Annotated in this window: 19 protein-coding genes and 1 pseudogene; 4 read left to right on the forward strand and 16 right to left on the reverse strand. The window is 52.8% G+C overall.

Annotated elements, in window-relative coordinates; translation table 11 throughout:
• Positions 1–58 precede the first annotated feature (58 nt).
• Positions 59–1,099, reverse strand: a complete 1,041-nt coding sequence (pstS, locus tag QCD69_RS07575; protein WP_301251589.1) for a phosphate ABC transporter substrate-binding protein PstS — start codon at positions 1,097–1,099, stop codon at positions 59–61.
• Positions 1,100–1,519: 420 nt separating this feature from the next.
• On the opposite strand from pstS, the gene QCD69_RS07580 reads away from it, so the two are divergent.
• A complete protein-coding gene (locus QCD69_RS07580; RefSeq protein ID WP_301251590.1) occupies positions 1,520–1,939 on the forward strand; it encodes a hypothetical protein in 420 nt (139 codons plus the stop codon).
• A 45-nt stretch (positions 1,940–1,984) separates the two neighbouring features.
• Here QCD69_RS07580 and QCD69_RS07585 read toward each other — a convergent pair.
• Positions 1,985–2,228, reverse strand: a pseudogene (locus QCD69_RS07585) (glutamine--fructose-6-phosphate transaminase (isomerizing)); the annotation flags it as partial.
• A gap of 186 nt (positions 2,229–2,414) precedes the next feature.
• Here QCD69_RS07585 and QCD69_RS07590 point away from each other — a divergent pair.
• Both QCD69_RS07590 and QCD69_RS07595 read left to right on the forward strand, forming a co-directional pair.
• A complete protein-coding gene (locus tag QCD69_RS07590; RefSeq protein WP_253456823.1) occupies positions 2,415–3,251 on the forward strand; it encodes a YPO3983 family protein in 837 nt (278 codons plus the stop codon).
• Positions 3,248–3,715, forward strand: a complete 468-nt coding sequence (locus QCD69_RS07595; RefSeq protein ID WP_301251591.1) for a DUF943 family protein — start codon at positions 3,248–3,250, stop codon at positions 3,713–3,715. Before QCD69_RS07590 ends, QCD69_RS07595 begins: the two co-directional genes overlap by 4 nt.
• Before the next feature lie 129 nt (positions 3,716–3,844).
• Here the strand turns inward: QCD69_RS07595 and glmS are convergent, their stop codons facing one another.
• The 5 genes from glmS to QCD69_RS07620 all read right to left on the reverse strand — a co-directional run bounded on the left by glmS (position 3,845) and on the right by QCD69_RS07620 (position 10,436).
• On the reverse strand, positions 3,845–5,677 hold the full coding sequence (glmS, locus tag QCD69_RS07600) for a glutamine--fructose-6-phosphate transaminase (isomerizing) (RefSeq protein WP_253456829.1): 1,833 nt from the start codon (positions 5,675–5,677) through the stop codon (positions 3,845–3,847).
• Between the two features lie 161 nt (positions 5,678–5,838).
• Positions 5,839–7,209, reverse strand: coding sequence for a bifunctional UDP-N-acetylglucosamine diphosphorylase/glucosamine-1-phosphate N-acetyltransferase GlmU (glmU, locus tag QCD69_RS07605; RefSeq protein WP_253456832.1), 1,371 nt, complete (start codon positions 7,207–7,209; stop codon positions 5,839–5,841).
• Between the two features lie 203 nt (positions 7,210–7,412).
• Positions 7,413–7,724 carry a phage holin family protein gene (locus QCD69_RS07610; RefSeq protein ID WP_301251592.1) on the reverse strand — a complete coding sequence of 104 codons (312 nt, stop codon included), beginning with the start codon at positions 7,722–7,724 and terminating at the stop codon, positions 7,413–7,415.
• Positions 7,725–7,789: 65 nt separating this feature from the next.
• Positions 7,790–8,257, reverse strand: coding sequence for a lysozyme (locus QCD69_RS07615; RefSeq protein ID WP_253456837.1), 468 nt, complete (start codon positions 8,255–8,257; stop codon positions 7,790–7,792).
• A 58-nt stretch (positions 8,258–8,315) separates the two neighbouring features.
• Positions 8,316–10,436 (reverse strand): glycosyl hydrolase family 18 protein, encoded by a 2,121-nt coding sequence (locus QCD69_RS07620; protein ID WP_301251595.1) that lies wholly within the window; start codon positions 10,434–10,436, stop codon positions 8,316–8,318.
• A 580-nt stretch (positions 10,437–11,016) separates the two neighbouring features.
• Between QCD69_RS07620 and QCD69_RS07625 the strand changes: the two genes are divergently transcribed.
• Complete coding sequence (locus QCD69_RS07625) at positions 11,017–11,463, forward strand: winged helix-turn-helix domain-containing protein (RefSeq protein WP_253456843.1); 447 nt, start codon at positions 11,017–11,019, stop codon at positions 11,461–11,463.
• Between the two features lie 142 nt (positions 11,464–11,605).
• Here QCD69_RS07625 and QCD69_RS07630 read toward each other — a convergent pair whose 3' ends face one another.
• From QCD69_RS07630 to atpI, 9 genes are all read right to left on the reverse strand, one after another.
• Positions 11,606–12,025, reverse strand: coding sequence for a F0F1 ATP synthase subunit epsilon (locus tag QCD69_RS07630; protein WP_125289177.1), 420 nt, complete (start codon positions 12,023–12,025; stop codon positions 11,606–11,608).
• 24 nt (positions 12,026–12,049) lie between these two features.
• Positions 12,050–13,432, reverse strand: coding sequence for a F0F1 ATP synthase subunit beta (gene atpD, locus QCD69_RS07635; RefSeq protein ID WP_253456846.1), 1,383 nt, complete (start codon positions 13,430–13,432; stop codon positions 12,050–12,052).
• A 32-nt stretch (positions 13,433–13,464) separates the two neighbouring features.
• Complete coding sequence (gene atpG, locus QCD69_RS07640; protein WP_253456849.1) at positions 13,465–14,334, reverse strand: F0F1 ATP synthase subunit gamma; 870 nt, start codon at positions 14,332–14,334, stop codon at positions 13,465–13,467.
• A 54-nt stretch (positions 14,335–14,388) separates the two neighbouring features.
• Complete coding sequence (gene atpA, locus QCD69_RS07645) at positions 14,389–15,930, reverse strand: F0F1 ATP synthase subunit alpha (protein ID WP_125289174.1); 1,542 nt, start codon at positions 15,928–15,930, stop codon at positions 14,389–14,391.
• Between the two features lie 14 nt (positions 15,931–15,944).
• On the reverse strand, positions 15,945–16,478 hold the full coding sequence (gene atpH / locus QCD69_RS07650; protein WP_125289173.1) for a F0F1 ATP synthase subunit delta: 534 nt from the start codon (positions 16,476–16,478) through the stop codon (positions 15,945–15,947).
• Positions 16,479–16,492: 14 nt separating this feature from the next.
• Complete coding sequence (gene atpF / locus QCD69_RS07655; protein WP_253456852.1) at positions 16,493–16,963, reverse strand: F0F1 ATP synthase subunit B; 471 nt, start codon at positions 16,961–16,963, stop codon at positions 16,493–16,495.
• Between the two features lie 97 nt (positions 16,964–17,060).
• Positions 17,061–17,300: a F0F1 ATP synthase subunit C gene (gene atpE / locus QCD69_RS07660; protein WP_003849523.1), complete on the reverse strand. Its 240-nt coding sequence runs from the start codon at positions 17,298–17,300 to the stop codon at positions 17,061–17,063.
• Between the two features lie 50 nt (positions 17,301–17,350).
• Positions 17,351–18,166, reverse strand: coding sequence for a F0F1 ATP synthase subunit A (gene atpB / locus QCD69_RS07665; RefSeq protein WP_125289171.1), 816 nt, complete (start codon positions 18,164–18,166; stop codon positions 17,351–17,353).
• An 8-nt stretch (positions 18,167–18,174) separates the two neighbouring features.
• Positions 18,175–18,555 (reverse strand): F0F1 ATP synthase subunit I, encoded by a 381-nt coding sequence (atpI, locus tag QCD69_RS07670; protein ID WP_125289170.1) that lies wholly within the window; start codon positions 18,553–18,555, stop codon positions 18,175–18,177.
• Positions 18,556–18,579 lie beyond the last annotated feature (24 nt).

Below are 18,579 nucleotides of genomic sequence, written 5' to 3' on the forward strand. Positions count from 1 at the left end.
TAGTGAACGTTTTTGGGCGGCACAGCGGCCGCCCGAAACTTATAGCCGTTTAGTCAGCTTAGTACAGCGCTTTGCCCGAGCTGTCTTTAATATTGGTTTTCCATGCGGCGCGGATCTGCTCTACGACGGAGTCCGGCAGCGCGGCATAGTCCAGGCTGGTGGTGACCTGGGCGCCGTTTTTATAGGCCCAGTCAAAGAACTTCAGTACGGCTGCGCCCTTCTCCGCGTTGGCCTGATCTTTGTGCATCAAAATAAAAGTGGTGGAGGTGATTGGCCAGGCGTTATCGCCTTTCTGGTAGGTCAGATCCTGCGCGAAGGATTTGCTCCAGTCCGCGCCTTTCGCCGCGTCGCTGAAGCTCTGTTCGCCTGGCGCAACGGCTTTGCCGTCGGCATCCAGCAGCTTGGTATAGGCCAGGTTGTTTTGTTTGGCGTAGGCGTATTCCACATAGCCAATCGAGCCAGGCAGACGCTGCACGAAAGCGGCTACGCCGTCGTTGCCTTTGCCGCCCAGGCCGGTTGGCCAGTTAACGGTGTTGCCTTTGCCAACTTTGCTGTTCCAGTCGCTGTTCACCTTCGCCAGATAGCTGGTGAATACAAAGGAGGTACCGGAACCGTCAGCGCGGCGCACCACGTTGATATTGGCATCCGGCAGCTTGACGCCAGGGTTCAGCTTAGTGATGGCCGGGTCGTTCCATTTCTTTACGTTACCGAGGTAGATATCGCCAACGGTTTTGCCATCCAGCGTCAGTTCGCCGGATTTTACGCCGGGAATGTTCACCGCCAGCACCACGCCGCCAATCACGGTTGGAAACTGGAACAGGCCGTTTTTCTGCAAATCTTCTTCTTTCATCGGCGCGTCGGAGGCGCCGAAGTCGACGGTCTTAGCAATAATCTGTTTTACGCCGCCGGAAGAACCGATCCCCTGGTAGTTAATCTGCGCGCCTGTTGCTTTGTTGTACTCGGCCGCCCATTTGTTATAGACCGGCGCCGGGAAAGTCCCGCCCGCGCCCGTCAGGTTGTCGGCGGCAAAAGCGGAAACCGCGCTCAGCGACAGCGTAACAGCCACCAAACGAGCCAGGTTTTTTTGCATCAGTGTCATATTCCCTCCAGGGGATAAAGTCAGTCTTTATACTGTTTTAGTATGATTAATGATTGCTGCTGGAGGCAAAATAGGACAGTTTGATGACAGTAAAATGTACACAATATGACAGTTTTGTGACGAACATCTTTTATACAGACATCCCAGAAAAGAGTGGATCGCCTTTGCAATCGCCCTGTTGTTACTTCGCTACGCCAGCAACGCGCGCGGCAGTTGCGTGACCCGGCTTCCGAATCGACGTCGTGTATCTTCCGGAAGCGCCGTCCATTCGTTGCGCTGACTTTTCTCTGCATAAAATTCATTTTTTATCCAATATTTAGCAGCCCTGAGTGGGCTAATATCAAAGCCGAAAACGCGATGGAGGACGATTAATTTTCGCTCTCGTTTATGGAATGAAATACGTTATTAAGGGAAATTTTTATGAAATACACAGCAAAAGTGATTATTGGCAGCCTGCTGCTGGCCGCCACTGCGGGGCTGGCACAGGCAAATGAGCAACCACTGGTATCGAACAATGCTTTCACATCAGACAATGATAGTCTGGTCGCCTATTCCGATAGCAGTAGCGTTTTTTACCGCTCTTCTTTTCAGATCAGAAATATAAAAGCTCTTATTGACGCTAACAAGACGTTGCAGGAGAAGGTGACGCAGCAGCAGGAGAGGCTTGAGAAGCAGCAGGAAGAAACGAAGACACTGGATAAACAGTTCCAGGAGCTGAAAAAAAGCGTAGAGGAAAAAGACCGGGCAAACAGGGAAACGCAAACCACCGTGCAGAGCCTTAAAGATCAAATCAGCGATCTGAAAAGGACGCTGGATGAGGTTAACAACAAAGTGAAATAGCTTTAAAAACGCGCCGATCCTCTGCAGGATCGGCGCGGTAGTCGGTTACTCTACCGTGACCGATTTCGCCAGATTGCGCGGCTGGTCAACATCGGTGCCTTTAATCAGCGCGACGTGGTAAGAGAGCAGCTGTAGCGGCACGGTGTAGAAGATTGGCGCGATAATCTCTTCCACGTGCGGCAGCGGGATAATACGCATCCCTTCGCTGTTGGCAAAGCCCGCATCCCGATCGGCGAACACGTACAGCAGGCCGCCGCGCGCGCCCCTTTTCAATGTTCCACTTCAGCTTCCCGGCTGAAGCATGTGCCGTCAACGGACAAAGAGTAGATTAGAACATCCGTTATTTTCTCTGCCCGAAACGGCCAAAAATCCGAATTCAGACAGGGAAGCCGCACAGCGTTTATTCTCTGGCTTTTCACCGCGTATTATCCCCTGTAAAGAATGCAACGGACGCTAACACAAGGAGTGTGCCACGATGGCCGGACTGCAATTCCCCTGCACTCTATTCAAAACCCAAAAGCGGATGGACGATTACAGCGCCAGTGATATGCGCTGCGGCGATCTGACCGAAGCACGGTTAAAATCCTATTACGGGCTGGTAGATGTGTCTGCCAAAGCCAATCCTTATACCCTGACGAAAATCACCCCGTTTAATCAGCCACAGTCTATGTTTTACGGCTCCCGTGGAGCTGGCGAGAAAATTACCCGCCAGCAGTGCGCGGCGATCCTGTTTGATGAGTTTCGGGAGCGTTCCCCCTTGTTCTCGGTATATGGGCCTTACCGCCATTTGGCCGAAGAGATGATTACCCACATGCAACACGGCAAAGGTTCACCTTTCAGCAGTGTGAGCCTGAACAGGGCGCTGAAGGAGCATATTTTGTCCGATAACACACCAAACAGCACTCGCTTACGGTTAGGTGAGGCTATTGAAAAATATATTGACTGGAAAAATAAATGTTATCCGGCAAAAGATAAAGAGGAGTTGCGAAAAGCTATTCTTGAAGGAAAACTCCCCAAATTCGACCGCATTCAGGATAGTTTTAATGGTATGGGCATAACTGTCCACGACACCTGGGCAACACACATCACTATCAAATCGCTACAGGTTGATGATGGTAGTTATCGGGCGGTGGTGCATTACAGAATCCAGGATCACTTTGGCCTGGATGTTGACGATATATCAAAATTCAGCTTCAACCTGTTCCGCTTCTTTCGTATCTGGTTTGTGTTGCAGCGATACAACCAGTTTGGTTTTAAGCCTTTTATGACCAACATGGAAGCCGTCATAGAAATTACTGGAGATCGCAAATGAGAGTAAAGAAAAGGAGTCTTATTGCCTTGCTCGCTCTGGCTGTCTGCGTATTGCCTGGTTACTGGCTTTGGCTATCACTGCGTCCGGTGGAAGTTATCGCAGTTCATGATAATGGTAATCATAGCTATGTTTTAGTCAGGAATTTCCCGCAGACCGATATGGGGAAAATAAACTGGTGGCTAAAAAATAAAGATACACTGAAAGAAAAGTATAACATTCCTAACCCCTCATCCTCTGGCTATTTTACTGTTATTTTTTGGAATTTCGGTGTGGGTTATAAAGAAGAAGGAAAATATGACAGGCTTTGTTTTGATGATATGAAAATAAGAATAAATTGCATCGAAAAGGATGCTGTTTTTTCCGTGGATAAAAGCAGGAATTTTGGTACGACTTTCACAGCATACGATGGCGATAATTATCGCTTAGGCCAGAATGGCGACATTATAAAAGTCGGTTCCGATTAGGATTGCGTCTTTCGCAGAGAAGCAGCGACAAAACAATTCTTTCTACCGGCTTGAATCCCCCTGATAACTTCCAGGCGTTAGAGCAAAAGATACCGCGCCGATCCTCTGCAGGATCGGCGCGGTAGTCGGTTACTCCACCGTGACCGATTTCGCCAGATTGCGCGGCTGGTCAACGTCGGTGCCTTTAATCAGCGCGACGTGGTAAGAGAGCAGCTGTAGCGGCACGGTGTAGAAGATTGGCGCGATAATCTCTTCCACGTGCGGCAGCGGGATAATACGCATCCCTTCGCTGTCGGCAAAACCCGCATCCCGATCGGCGAACACGTACAGCAGGCCGCCGCGCGCGCGCACCTCTTCGATGTTCGACTTCAGTTTTTCCAGCAGCTCGTTGTTTGGCGCCACCACAATCACCGGCATATCGGCATCGATCAGCGCCAGCGGCCCGTGCTTCAGCTCGCCCGCCGCATAGGCTTCGGCGTGGATATAGGAGATCTCCTTCAGCTTCAGCGCGCCTTCCATCGCTATTGGATACTGATCGCCACGGCCCAGGAACAGCGCGTGATGCTTATCAGAGAACTCTTCCGCCAGCGCTTCAATCTGCTTGTCCTGCGACAGCATCTGTTCGATACGGCTCGGCAGCGCCTGCAAACCGTGCACGATATCGTGCTCGATCTGCGCGTCCATACCCTTCAGGCGGCCGATTTTTGCCACCAGCATCAGCAGCACGGTCAGCTGCGTGGTGAAGGCTTTGGTCGAGGCCACGCCGATTTCCGTCCCGGCTTTGGTCATCAGCGCCAGATCGGATTCGCGTACCAGCGAAGAGCCGGCCACGTTGCAGATCGCCAGCGAGCCGAGATAGCCCAGCTCTTTCGACAGGCGCAGCGCCGCCAGCGTGTCCGCCGTTTCACCGGACTGCGACAGCGTGATCATCAGGCTGTTTTTGCGCACCGCCGATTTGCGATAGCGGAATTCAGAAGCGATCTCCACGTCGCACGGCACGTTAGCCAGCGCTTCAAACCAGTAGCGGGACACCATGCCGGAGTTGTACGAGGTGCCGCAGGCCACGATTTGAATATGCTCAACCTGCGCCAGCAGCGCGTTGGCGTTTGGCCCCAGCTCGGAGAGATCCACTTCGCCATGGCTGAAACGCCCGGTCAGGGTGTTTTTGATCGCCATCGGCTGTTCGTAAATCTCTTTCTGCATATAGTGACGATACAGGCCTTTGTCGCCCGCGTCGTACTGCACGTTGGATTCGATTTCGGCACGCTCCACGCGCTCGCCCAGGCGATCGAAGATAACCACGTCGCGACGGCTAACCTCTGCGATATCGCCTTCTTCCAGGTACATAAAGCGACGCGTCACCGGCAGCAGCGCCAGCTGATCGGAAGCGATAAAGTTTTCACCCACGCCACGGCCAATCACCAGCGGGCTGCCGGAACGGGCGGCCACCAGCACGGACGGATCGCGGCTGTCCATAATGACCATGCCGTAAGCGCCGCGCAGCTGCGGGATCACGCGCTGTACCACTTCACGCAGCGTGCCGCCGCTCTGCTTCTGCTCCCAGTGCACCAGGTGCGCGACCACTTCCGTATCCGTTTCGGACGCAAAGCGATAGCCCAGCTCTTTTAACCGCTCACGCAGCGGCTCGTGGTTTTCGATAATGCCGTTATGCACGATAACGATATGTTCTGAGATATGAGGATGCGCATTGGCCTCCGACGGCTCGCCGTGGGTTGCCCAGCGCGTGTGCGCGATACCGGTGCCGCCAGCCAGCGGCGTGGTTTCCGCCGCTTCCGCCAGTTTTTGCACCTTGCCTAAACGACGAAGGCGCGTGATCTGCCCTTCGGCGGTAACGACGGCCAGACCCGCGGAGTCATAGCCCCGATATTCCAGGCGGCGTAACCCTTCTAACAGGATTTCTGCGATATCACGTTGCGCTACTGCACCAACAATTCCACACATAGTAGTTTTCCTGACGTCATGGCGTTTGCCATTAACTTTGTCTTCTGCCTGTTTGTTCCGGTATGTTCCGGTTCCCCGAGCCTTGTAGAGAGTGGGGATTAGAGTTATATGGGTGCCATGCACCCCTTACTGCAATCGGGCGATCTTCGCCGCCCGTAAAATTATTTTTTCTTCGCCGGACGCTGCCAGTCGGTTTTCAGATTCTGTTCTTTACGATTGTAGGCCAAACCTGGCGCGGAGATATCTTTCATCACCGTGGTGCCTGCGGCGATGGTCGTGCCCGCCGCTACCGATACCGGCGCCACCAGCTGGGTATCGGAGCCGACAAAGACATCGTCGCCGATGATCGTCAGCGATTTGTTCACGCCATCGTAATTACAGGTGATGGTGCCCGCGCCGATATTGACGTTAGCGCCGATCGAAGCATCGCCCAGGTAGCTCAGGTGACCGGCTTTAGAGCCTTTGCCCAGCGTCGCCTTTTTCATTTCGACAAAGTTGCCGACGTGTGCGCCAGCGGCAAGCGAGCTGCCGGGACGAAGCCGGGCGAACGGGCCGACGGTGCAGTCTGCCGCCAGCTCGGCGTTTTCCAGCACGCTGTAAGGACTGATTTCGCAGTCGTCGCCAATCACGCAGTTTTTCAGCACGCAGCCGCTGCCGATTTTCACGCGGTTACCGAGCTGCACCTTACCTTCGATAATCACGTTGGTGTCTATTTCTACGTCGCGGCCATGTTTAAGCTCGCCCCGCAGGTCGAAACGCGCCGGATCTTTCAGCATCACGCCCGCCAGCAGCAGTTTTTCCGCCTGCTGTGCCTGCCAGACGCGTTCCAGCGTTGCCAGCTGTAGCCGGTTGTTAACGCCGTCGGTTTCCGAACTGTGCAAAGGCTGCGTCGTTTCCGTCACCCGGCCTTCCTGATGAGCCAGCGCGATAATATCCGTGATGTAATATTCGCCCTGAGCGTTGTCATTGGTGAGCTTGCTCAGCCAGCGCTTCAGGTCGCCGCCGTTGGCCAGCAGAATACCGGTATTGATTTCGCGGATCGCCAGCTGTTCCGGCGTGGCGTCTTTCTGCTCTACGATGCCCACGACCTGGCCCTGCTCACGGAGGATGCGACCATAGCCGGTGGGATTATCAAGGATGACCGTTAGCAGCGCGATGCCGCCCTGCGGTTTTGCCTGGCGCAGTCGCTGTAGCGTTTCGGTAGAAATCAACGGCACGTCGCCGTACAGCATCAGGATATCTTCGTCATCGGCAAACCAGGGCGCGGCCTGCTGCATAGCGTGACCGGTGCCCAGCTGCTCGGCCTGCAATACCCAGTTCAGCGAGGGATCCTGCAAGGTCGACTGTAAGCGTTCGCCGCCGTGTCCGTAAACCAGATGGACTTTATCAGCGCCCACGCCCTGCGCGGCGTCAATGACGTGTTGTACCATTGGCTTACCGGCCAAAAGATGAAGAACTTTGGGAAGATCGGAGTACATACGGGTTCCCTTGCCTGCGGCAAGGATCACCACGCTCAGCGCGCTGTTTGACATAGACATCCTGCTTGATGTTGAAATCGCTTTCCTGGCGAAAAGTAAAGCTGGATTGCGGGAAAAACACTACTTCTTTTACCCTTCAAAAATACTTTCCGCCGGGCCGAACAAGGGCACCACGCCGGGAAAAGCCGGTATGCGTCCCTCAGCCGGAGCATGATACCACCAAAATAGAGTCGTCTATGACTTTCCACCGCTGTCGATCAAACGGTTTTGCTCTTTAACCATTCAGAGATTTTTTGCTGCAGCACGACCACGACTTCGCTGCCGCTGGTGCCGGCGATAGCAGAGAAAAAAAGCGTTTGGGACGTAGTCATGTTGAAATCAATACAGAGTAAGCCAACCACAAAGCCAGTAAACATTGAAATAAATATGTGTTTCAGGAAAAAGCTCAGTTTCCCTTTATTTTCTTTTATCAGCTCGCCGTGGATAAAGTAATTAACCACTCCTCCGGCGCTGGCAACTATCATGGCATCCAAAAGATGATGTTCACTTAAAAACTTCATCAGCAACATAGTTTCATCATTATATAACACGGTAATACCTCAGAAAGATAAATAGCGATCGGCAAAGACCATGGCTATTTATGGCGAAGAAAAAGATTTTTTTCGCGTTCCCTGCGAGTAATTAACGTTTTAACCACGCCATTTCCGGCGTAAATCCACGAGCCGAACTGTTCGGCGGCGGCGGCATAGCAGCCCTGGTTTAAAAACATCAGCAGCGTGGAAGGCTGACCGCTTTTTAGCTCGATCAGGCCAGCTTTTACGCCCTGCTGCCCGGCGCCGACGCTGTGCAGAATGGAGCAGAGCGCGTCAAACTGATCCTGCGTGACGGGCACTTCAACTTTCTGCCGCAAGAGTTCGGCGCATTTGTTCAGGTCGCTGACAAGCAGCACCTCCGCCTGTTCAGGCGTAACGCTGTCGCCTTCACGGACGCTTTCCGCATGGCCATAGCCCAGCGTCCAGATGCCCGCGTCATTCTTCTCTGCGGTTAAACGAAGTTTTTCCTGAGCCTTGATAAAATCAATGCCCCTCTCTGAAATATTCATTTTTTTCACTCTGGCAGACGGGAAATAATGCTCCCGAAGGAGCATTATTTATTTCAAATTAACGAAGGTAATCCCATGGTTTACCGAACTGGCCGGTAGTTTCTTCCAGACCAGGTTCAGAGCCCTGTGACCAGAATTTACCGATAAAGTTAACGCCTTTATGCGTCACTTTACTGCCTTCCACGTAGACTGCGGTTGCACTCCACAGGGGATATTCAGCAGGCACATCCGGCACCACTGGCTCATCCGGAGTAACTTCGGATGCAGGCACGATAACCACTTTGTAAGAGGCCATATCGGTTTTGCTATTGGCCGCGGTGACGGTCAGCAGCAGCTCTACCACCTTTTCAGAGGTAACAGCCGGCAGCGCAACTTTCGTTTCGCTGGCCTGCGGAGAAACGATCTGCACGTTACCGCTGCCTGACCATTTGTAGCTGGCGGCTTTAACGGATTTATCCGCAGAGAAGACCAGCGTGCTGCCGCCCAGCGCTTTCATAGTGATAACAGCAGTTGGCGCGGTGTTATCTTCCGGGTCAACGGGATCGATTGGGTCAACCGGGTCAATTGGGTCAACTGGATCGATTGGGTCTACCGGGTCTACCGGGTCTACCGGGTCAATTGGGTCTACAGGGTCAATCGGGTTTTCACCGTTGATATTGATCCCTTTGAAGTAGAAAGGGGACATATCGATATTCTGCTGCACAATCGGGCAGCCCATACCTTCACGACCGGCGTTAACCAGCAGGCCGTTATCGTTATCGATAGTCCAGGTGAACAGACCGCCCAGGCCTTTTTCGATCACATAACGCGCTTTTTCACGTACGGTACGTGGCGTATCGATAGAGTGGAAAACTTTAGACGTCGGGCTGTACAGATAATCTGCGCAGGCTTCGTCATCGGTATACACGTTGTAACCGTTACGGCCAGACTGGTTTTCCAGATCCAGGTAGTTGTTGATAATGTCATAGTATTCAACACAGCCGGACTCAAAAGTCCCCACGGTAGTACCGCTACCATCGTAAGAACCCTTCAGCGGAGAGAAGGATTCAATGTTGCCGCCCTTGGCGCTACGTGAATAGCCTGCATAACCGATGTTGATGGCTTCAGGATCCACACCCAGGTTCAGCAGATACTCAACCGCTTCTTCCAGACTGTAGGTGCTGTTTTTGGTTTTATACAGGTTGGCGTGATGGGCCAGGCCGTCCGCCCACGGCGTACCGAAGAAGTCATAGGTCATCAGGTTGATGCCGTACAAACCCACTTCCAGCAGGCCTTTGATATTAGAATGCTGCAACACATCCACGTTAGCGGAAGACGCGATACTGATTTTCACGTGTTTCATGCTGTTAGCATCAAGCGCCTTACGCAGGCTGGAGATCAGCGCCACGTAGTTCTCACCATCTTCCGGGCCGTGTGGGTTACCCGCGCCTGCAGCATTTGGATATTCCCAGTCGATATCGATTTCAGAAAACATCGGGAAGCGGTCGAAGAACCAGATAATGCTGGCTACCAGCGTATCAATCGCGCTCTGGCTTTTCGCCAGCTCGTGGAAGGCTTCGCTCATCGTCCAGCCGCCGAGGCTGAAGGAAAGCGCCAGATCGTGACCCTGAGCTTTTGCATCAATCTGCAATTTACGCATCGCGCCCAGCACGCCCTGCAGGTTAGGGTGATCCTGATAGAAACAGTCGCCTTCGCCATCGGACGGATAGGTGGTGCCCGGGCCAAAACCAAATGCTTTCCAGCCGCTGAAGCCGCAGTTGATATAAGACTGGCAATCGGCCCACGGATCCAGGATGGTCATTTCGTTGGCTTTCTTGCCGGTCCAGGCCGCAGCCTGATCGATTTTTTCTTTATTAGCGCCTTTATCACCGACGATACCGGTAAAACCAAAAATGATTTTATCGTAGGCGGTTGGGTCTAACTTAGTGATATCAATCCCACGGCCGCGATTGGCTTTAAGAATGTTGCCATTATTATCAACCTGACGCTGATCGTAATGCGCCCAGTCAGTGTAATAGCCAAAGATTTTAGGTTTATTGGCGGTGTTATATTTGTTGTATACACGTTTTGCTACGCGACCTGAAGTGTAACTAAATTCTGAAGTGTTCGTTACCGGGTTAAATCCATCTGCGGCATAAGACTGTTCTGTAAGAATGTCTTGTTGAATCAACTTGCTCATTGCAAATCCTTATATGATAAAAGTTAGTGTACTCAGCGCCATCAATTAAGCTGGCCGACAAACTTTTACCCGATACGGAAAAGCATACCAGTTAAAAATAAAGAATAATTATCAGCTCACTCCTGCCCGCCCCGAAATAACATTAATAAGCCAGCTATCGGCCAGACTGCGTGCGTGAGTCTGGGGACAGGCAGGATAAATAACTCCAGACCGGATAAACGACCTTCGAATAACAAGACTCTGTTCTCTTTTATCAATGACGGATAAACAATAATTAGAACCTCGCTTAACATTGCGCGCGGCAAAACCGCTACAGACCCTTGACCGGCGCGGATTACCGCCTTCTGGCGTGCACTTTCTGCAATGCTTGTGCTAATAATTACAACCCGTCTTTATCTTTTCTGCTGGTATATTCCTGCCACCAACAGAGCGAAGCAGTTAAGCAGAGCGATATCTGCTAAAAAATAAAAAGAATATTAAAGCAAACATTAATAAGGATTTGCAGAGGCTATACAAAGCCTTTTACCATCGCTGTTTTTTTTAATCTATTACTGGTTTCCCCACTTAACAGGTCACAGTCATGAACGAAGAAATTTATCTTGGTAACAATATTTATCTCTCAGAGGAGAGAAATCATCTGATCAATGGCAACATTACATTAACCATCAGCGAAAAAGAGAAACGATTGCTGAGCTATTTCCTTCGCAACCCGGAAAAAGAGCTGACAAAAAGCCATTTGATTACGGCAATCTGGGAAAGCCGGGCTGCGACTATCGATGACGCCAACCTGACTCAGCTGGTTTATAAAATACGCCGCGATTTAGCTGCGGTGAACCTCAGAAACTGTATTAAAACGATACCGGGCAAAGGCTATATCTATATTCCGGAGAAAAAGAAAGCAGTGCAGGAACCTGTGATGGCGGACGCTGGCAGCAGCAAGACGGAATGCCTTATCTGTTCAGCGCTTACTATCATCGCCACCGTTATGGCGTTGTGCACGCTTTGCTTTTTCTTCTGGCGTAGCTGAACGTTTAACGCTCAGTTTAATTACAACATTAAATATAGTGTTTTATCCGATCGGGATTTCCTGCAGCGCGCTCTGTGTCGCCCCTTCGACAATAAAAAAAGGCCAGGCAGTTTCCTGTCTGGCCTTTCTGCTTAAACCTGAATTACATCGCTTTTTTGGTCAACTCGATCACGCGCAGTTTGGCGATCGCTTTAGCCAGTTCAGCCGACGCGGCAGCAAAGTCCACATCGCCGTGAGAGCCACTCATGTGCTCCTCGGCTTTGCGTTTCGCTTCCATCGCGCGGGCCTCGTCGAGGTCGGTGCCGCGGATCGCCGTATCAGCCAGCACGGTAGCCGCGCCTGGCTGTACTTCCAACATGCCGCCGGAGAGATAGATATACTCTTCGTCGCCCTGTTCTTTAACGATGCGAACCATACCAGGTTTAATGGCGGTCAGCAGCGGGGCGTGGCCAGGATGGATCCCCAGCTCGCCTTCGCTACCTGACACCTGAATACGCTGCACAGTGCCGGAGAACATCTGCTGTTCTGCACTGACCACGTCCAGGTGAAAAGTCATAGCCATAATTAACCTCCCGGGAAACCGTTATTACAGTTTCTTCGCTTTTTCCACGGCTTCTTCGATGGAACCAACCATGTAGAAAGCCTGCTCTGGCAGATGGTCGAATTCACCGTCCATGATGCCTTTAAAGCCACGGATGGTATCTTTCAGCGACACATACTTGCCCGGAGAACCGGTGAAGACTTCTGCCACGAAGAACGGCTGAGACAGGAAGCGCTGCATCTTACGAGAGCGAGCAACAACCAGCTTGTCGTCTTCAGACAGCTCGTCCATCCCGAGGATAGCGATGATGTCTTTCAGTTCCTGGTAACGCTGCAGCAGAGACTGCACGCCACGAGCCACGTCGTAGTGTTCCTGACCAACAACCAGCGGATCCAGCTGACGGCTGGTAGAATCCAGTGGATCAACCGCCGGGTAGATACCCAGAGACGCGATCTGACGGCTCAGTACCACGGTTGCGTCTAAGTGAGCAAAGGTGGTGGCTGGCGATGGGTCAGTCAAGTCATCCGCAGGCACGTAAACGGCCTGTACGGAGGTGATAGAACCGGTTTTGGTTGAGGTGATACGTTCCTGCAGAACGCCCATCTCTTCCGCCAGCGTTGGCTGGTAGCCTACCGCTGATGGCATACGACCCAGCAGCGCGGACACTTCGGTACCGGCCAGGGTGTAACGGTAGATGTTATCGATGAACAGCAGAACGTCACGACCTTCATCACGGAATTTTTCCGCCATGGTCAGGCCAGTCAGGGCAACGCGCAGGCGGTTTCCTGGTGGCTCGTTCATCTGGCCGTAGACCAGAGATACTTTGTCGATAACGTTGGAGTCGGTCATTTCGTGGTAGAAGTCGTTACCTTCACGGGTACGCTCGCCCACACCGGCAAAAACGGAGAAACCTGAGTGCTCAGCCGCAATGTTACGGATCAGCTCCATCATGTTTACGGTTTTACCTACACCCGCGCCGCCGAACAGACCAACTTTACCGCCCTTCGCGAACGGACACATCAGGTCGATTACCTTGATACCGGTTTCCAGCAGCTCCTGAGAGTTGGACTGGTCTTCGTATGAAGGTGCAGAACGGTGGATCGCCCAACGCTCTTCTTCGCCGATGTCGCCTTTCATGTCGATTGGCTCGCCCAGCACGTTCATGATACGGCCAAGCGTTGCGGTACCTACCGGTACTTCGATTGGGTGCGCAAGGTCAGCGACTTCCAGACCGCGCTTCAGGCCGTCGGAGGAACCCATTGCGATGGCGCGAACCACGCCACCACCCAGCTGCTGCTGTACTTCCAGCACCAGACGGGTATCACCATTTTTAGTCTCAAGCGCGCTGTACACTTGTGGTACTGCGTCCTGAGGAAATTCGACGTCAACAACGGCGCCGATTACCTGGACAATTTTTCCAGTAGCCATCTTGAATCCTCTACCTAATTCATTAAACCTGGTTAAACCGCGGAGGCTCCACCGACAATCTCGGTAAGTTCCTGGGTGATGCTGGCCTGACGAGCTTTGTTGTATACCAACTGCAGCTCTTTGATCAGGTTTCCGCCGTTGTCGGTCGCAGCTTTCATCGCCACCATACGCGCGGCCTGCTCGCTGGCCAGGTTTTCTACAACACCCTGGTAAACCTGAGACTCGACGTAGCGACGCAGTAACGTGTCCAGCAGCGCTTTCGGATCCGGTTCATACAGATAATCCCAGGTACTCTTCTTCACTACGCCTTCTTCCGGATCTGCTGGCGGTAACGGCAGCAGCTGGATGATTTGCGGTGACTGGGACATGGTGTTGATAAATTTGTTGCTGACAACATAGAGCTTGTCGATACGACCTTCGTCGTAAGCCTGCAGCATGACTTTTACCGGGCCGATCAGATCGGACAGGGAAGGCTTGTCGCCCATGCCCGTCACCTGAGCAACCACGTTGCCGCCGACAGCGCCGAAAAATGAAACACCTTTAGAGCCGATAATCGCCAGATCGCTCTCGACGCCTTTATCCGCCCAGCCTTTCATATCAGCCAGCACTCTTTTGAACAGGTTAATGTTCAAACCACCACAAAGCCCGCGGTCGGTAGACACGACCAGGTAGCCGACGCGCTTAACGTCGCGCTCCTCCAGGTAAGGGTGCTTGTATTCCAGATTGCCTAACGCAATGTGACCAATCACTTTGCGCATGGTCTCTGCATAAGGACGGCTGGCCGCCATGCGTTCCTGCGATTTACGCATTTTGGAGGCGGCGACCATTTCCATCGCTTTGGTGATCTTTTGCGTATTTTGAACGCTTCCGATCTTACTACGTATCTCTTTTGCGCCGGCCATAAGCTTCTCCTCAAAGCCTTGCGGCCTGCCCCGGAAGGGACAAGCCGCCAGACATTACCAGGACTGGGTTTTCTTGAACGTTTCGAGCAGAGCTTTCAGCTTCGCTTCGATATCGTTGTTGTAGTTACCAGCCTGGTTGATTTCCGCCATCAGCTCGCTGTGGTCGCGATCTGCATAAGCCAGAAGCGCTGCTTCGAAGCTGCCGATTTTCGCCAGCTCAACGTCGTTCAGGAAGCCACGCTCGGCGGCAAACAGCACCAGACCCTGCTGCGCTACGGACATCGGCGCATACTGTTTCTGTTTCAGCAGCTCGGTCACTTTCTGACCGTGGCTCAGCTGTTTACGGGTTGCTTCGTCCAGATCGGAAGCGAACTGAGAGAACGCTGCCAGTTCACGATACTGCGCCAGCGCGGTACGAATACCACCGGACAGTTTCTTGATGATCTTGGTCTGCGCAGCGCCACCCACACGGGATACGGAGATCCCTGGGTTAACTGCCGGACGAATACCGGAGTTGAACAGGTTAGTTTCCAGGAAGATCTGACCATCGGTAATCGAGATTACGTTGGTCGGAACGAACGCGGAAACGTCGCCAGCCTGAGTTTCGATGATCGGCAGCGCGGTCAGAGAACCGGTTTTACCTTTTACTGCACCGTTAGTGAAGCGCTCAACGTAGTCGGCGCTCACGCGGGAAGCACGTTCCAGCAGACGGGAGTGGAGGTAGAACACGTCGCCAGGGAAAGCTTCACGACCTGGTGGACGGCGCAGCAGCAGAGAAACCTGACGGTATGCAACGGCCTGCTTGGACAGGTCATCATATACGATCAGCGCGTCTTCACCGCGGTCACGGAAGTATTCGCCCATGGCGCAACCTGCATACGGTGCCAGGTACTGCAGCGCAGCAGACTCGGAAGCGGTAGCCACAACCACGATAGTGTTAGCCAGCGCGTTGTGTTCTTCCAGCTTACGTACCACGTTAGCGATGGTAGAAGCCTTCTGGCCGATAGCCACGTACACGCACTTGATGCCGGAATCGCGCTGGTTGATGATCGCATCGATCGCCATCGCGGTTTTACCGGTCTGACGGTCGCCGATGATCAGCTCACGCTGGCCACGGCCGATTGGGATCATCGCATCCACAGACTTATAACCAGTCTGTACAGGCTGGTCGACCGACTGACGGTCGATAACGCCTGGCGCAATCACTTCGATTGGCGAGAAGCCGTCGTTATCAATGGCGCCTTTGCCATCGATAGGTGCACCCAGGGTGTTCACCACACGACCCAGCAGGCCACGGCCTACCGGAACTTCCAGGATACGACCGGTACACTTAACCTTCATGCCTTCGGCGAGGTCAGCGTATGGGCCCATTACTACGGCACCTACGGAGTCGCGCTCCAGGTTCAGTGCGATAGCGAAGCGGTTGCCCGGCAGTGCGATCATCTCACCCTGCATAACATCGGCCAGGCCGTTTACGCGGATGATGCCGTCGCTGACGGAAACGATAGTACCTTCATTGTGAGCTTCGCTCACGACATTGAACTGAGCAATGCGCTGCTTGATCAGTTCGCTGATTTCGGTGGAATTCAGTTGCATATGCTCCAGTCCCCTTAAGACTGCAAGTCGTCTGCAAGGCGCTCAAGACGGCCGCGTACGCTGCCATCAATGACCATATCACCCGCACGGATGATTACACCTGCCATTACAGACTTATCAATTTTGCAATTCAGCTTAACTTTGCGTGACAGACGTTTTTCCATAGCGGCGCTGATTTTGGTCAGCTGTTCGTCACTCAGTGTAGTGGAAGAGATCACCTCAACGTCCGCGGTCGCATCGTATGCGGCGCGTAGCTGGATAAACTGAGCCAGTACATCGGGAAGCGCTGGTAAACGTTTGTTCTCAGCCATGACCTTAATCAGGTTCTGGCCGGCTTCATCGAGTTGATCACCACAGATAGCGATGAACCGTGCAGACAACGCTTCCGGCGCTAATGCGCCGGAAAGGAGTTCTGCCACTTGTTCATTGCTGGCTACTTCGGTAGCGAACGCCAGCATCTGCTGCCAGCGATCGACATTCTGATGCTCAACAGCAAAGTCAAAAGCTGCTTTGGCGTAGGGGCGAGCTACAGTAGTAAATTCAGACATCAGCCCCTTCCTCCTTACAGTTCAGCGACCAGTTTATCAACGATGTCGCTGTTAGCAGCTTCATCCACGGAACGTTCAATGATTTTCTCGGCGCCGGCGATAGCCAGCATCGCGACCTGCTTACGCAACTCTTCACGTGCACGTTTGCGTTCGGCGTCAATTTCAGCCTGCGCCTGGGTGACGATCTTGTTACGTTCCTGCTCAGCTTCGGCTTTCGCTTCGTCCAGGATCTGCGAACGACGTTTGTTAGCCTGTTCGATGATAACCTGAGCTTCTTCTTTCGCTTTTTTCAGCTGGTCGGACGCATCAGCCTGCGCGAGATCCAAATCTTTTTTGGCACGTTCTGCGGAAGCAAGGCCGTCAGCAACTTCTTTCTGGCGCTTTTCGATAGCAGCCATCAGCGGCGGCCATACGTACTTCATGCAGAACACTACAAACAGGATGAACGCGATGGCCTGGCCGAGGATTGTTGCGTTTAAGTTCACTGCACAATGCCTCTTGTTAAGTTAACTTTTTTCTCCGGTCTGACGACCGGCAGAAGCCGTTCATCGTCGAACTCGCGTCCAACGATGAACATCAGGGTTAGGCGACGGCGAACATCACATACAGACCCAGACCAACAGCGATCATTGGGATTGCATCCACCAGACCCATTACAACAAAGAACTGCGTACGCAGCAGAGGGATCAGATCCGGTTGACGCGCGGCGCCTTCCAGGAATTTACCTCCGAGGATGCCGATACCGATCGCAGCACCGATTGCCGCTAAGCCCATCATCACAGCGGCAGCCATGTACAGCAGATCCATATTCAGGTTTTCCATGACAGTCTCCAGTTTGTTTCAGTTAAAACGCAGTAGTGTTGATAAAAAAATCAGTGTTCTTCAGATGCCATCGACAGATAGACAATCGTCAGTACCATGAAAATGAAAGCCTGTAACGAAATGATCAGGATGTGGAAAATGGCCCATGGCACACTCAGAACCCACTGTGACCACCACGGCAACAGGCCGGCAATCAGGATAAAAATCAATTCACCCGCATACATGTTGCCGAACAGTCGCAGACCGAGAGAAACCGGTTTGGACAGCAGGCTCACGCCTTCAAGGATCAGGTTGATCGGAATGAAGACAGGATGATTGAAGGGTTGCAATGTCAGCTCTTTAGTAAAGCCCCCAATGCCTTTCATCTTGACGCTGTAGAACAGAATCAAAATAAATACGCCCAGCGCCATAGACAGCGTGATGTTCACGTCGGCTGAAGGCACAACACGCAACGCTGGCAGACCCAGAACGTGCTCGCCGATATACGGCAGCAGATCGATAGGCAGCAGGTCCATGAAGTTCATCAGGAAGACCCAGACGAAAATCGTCAGAGCCAGCGGTGCGATTACTTTGCTTTTACCGTGGTACATGTCGCGGACGTTGTTGTCGACGAAGCCAACAACCAGTTCAATCGCCGCCTGCAGTTTTCCCGGAACGCCGCTGGTGGCTGATTTCGCAACTTTGCGAAACAGCACCAGGAATACCAGTCCCAGCACCACAGAGAAAAACATGGAGTCAATATTTAATACCCAGAACGACGGTGCGTCGTGCGGATTCACTAGCTCGAAGGTACGCAGGTCCAGCTGAAGGTTATTCAGGTGGTGACCTATGTATTCCTGCGGCGTAGAGATTTCTCCTGCAGCCATGATGCCTCTTACCCTTTGTTGTTAATTACAGCCGGTGCGACGATTTGCACAATCAGCACCGATAACCAGGTCAGTCCGAGCGGCGTAAATGCCGCCCCAAACACCGCCAGCGCCACGACAAGCAGAAGAATGGTTGCCAGAACCTTCAGCACTTCACCCAGAGCGAAGCTCCAGGCCACGCGTCCTTTAACCGGGTCTCCTGCCTGATGACGCCAGGCAAAAATCATAAACAATACGTTCGGTAGCCAGGCCGCCAGTCCACCCGCAAGCGCGGACAGGCCCCAGGTCAACTCTTTCAGGGCGAACAGCGCGCCGATTATGACAAAAATCACCAGCTGAAGAAGCAGCACGGTTCGGGCAAATTTCACTCTGTAAAGGGACACTGACATGACGCTGAAACTCTCCTGCCCCGT

This window comes from Erwinia sp. PsM31 (genome assembly GCF_030433775.1).
Taxonomy (GTDB): domain Bacteria; phylum Pseudomonadota; class Gammaproteobacteria; order Enterobacterales; family Enterobacteriaceae; genus Erwinia; species Erwinia aeris.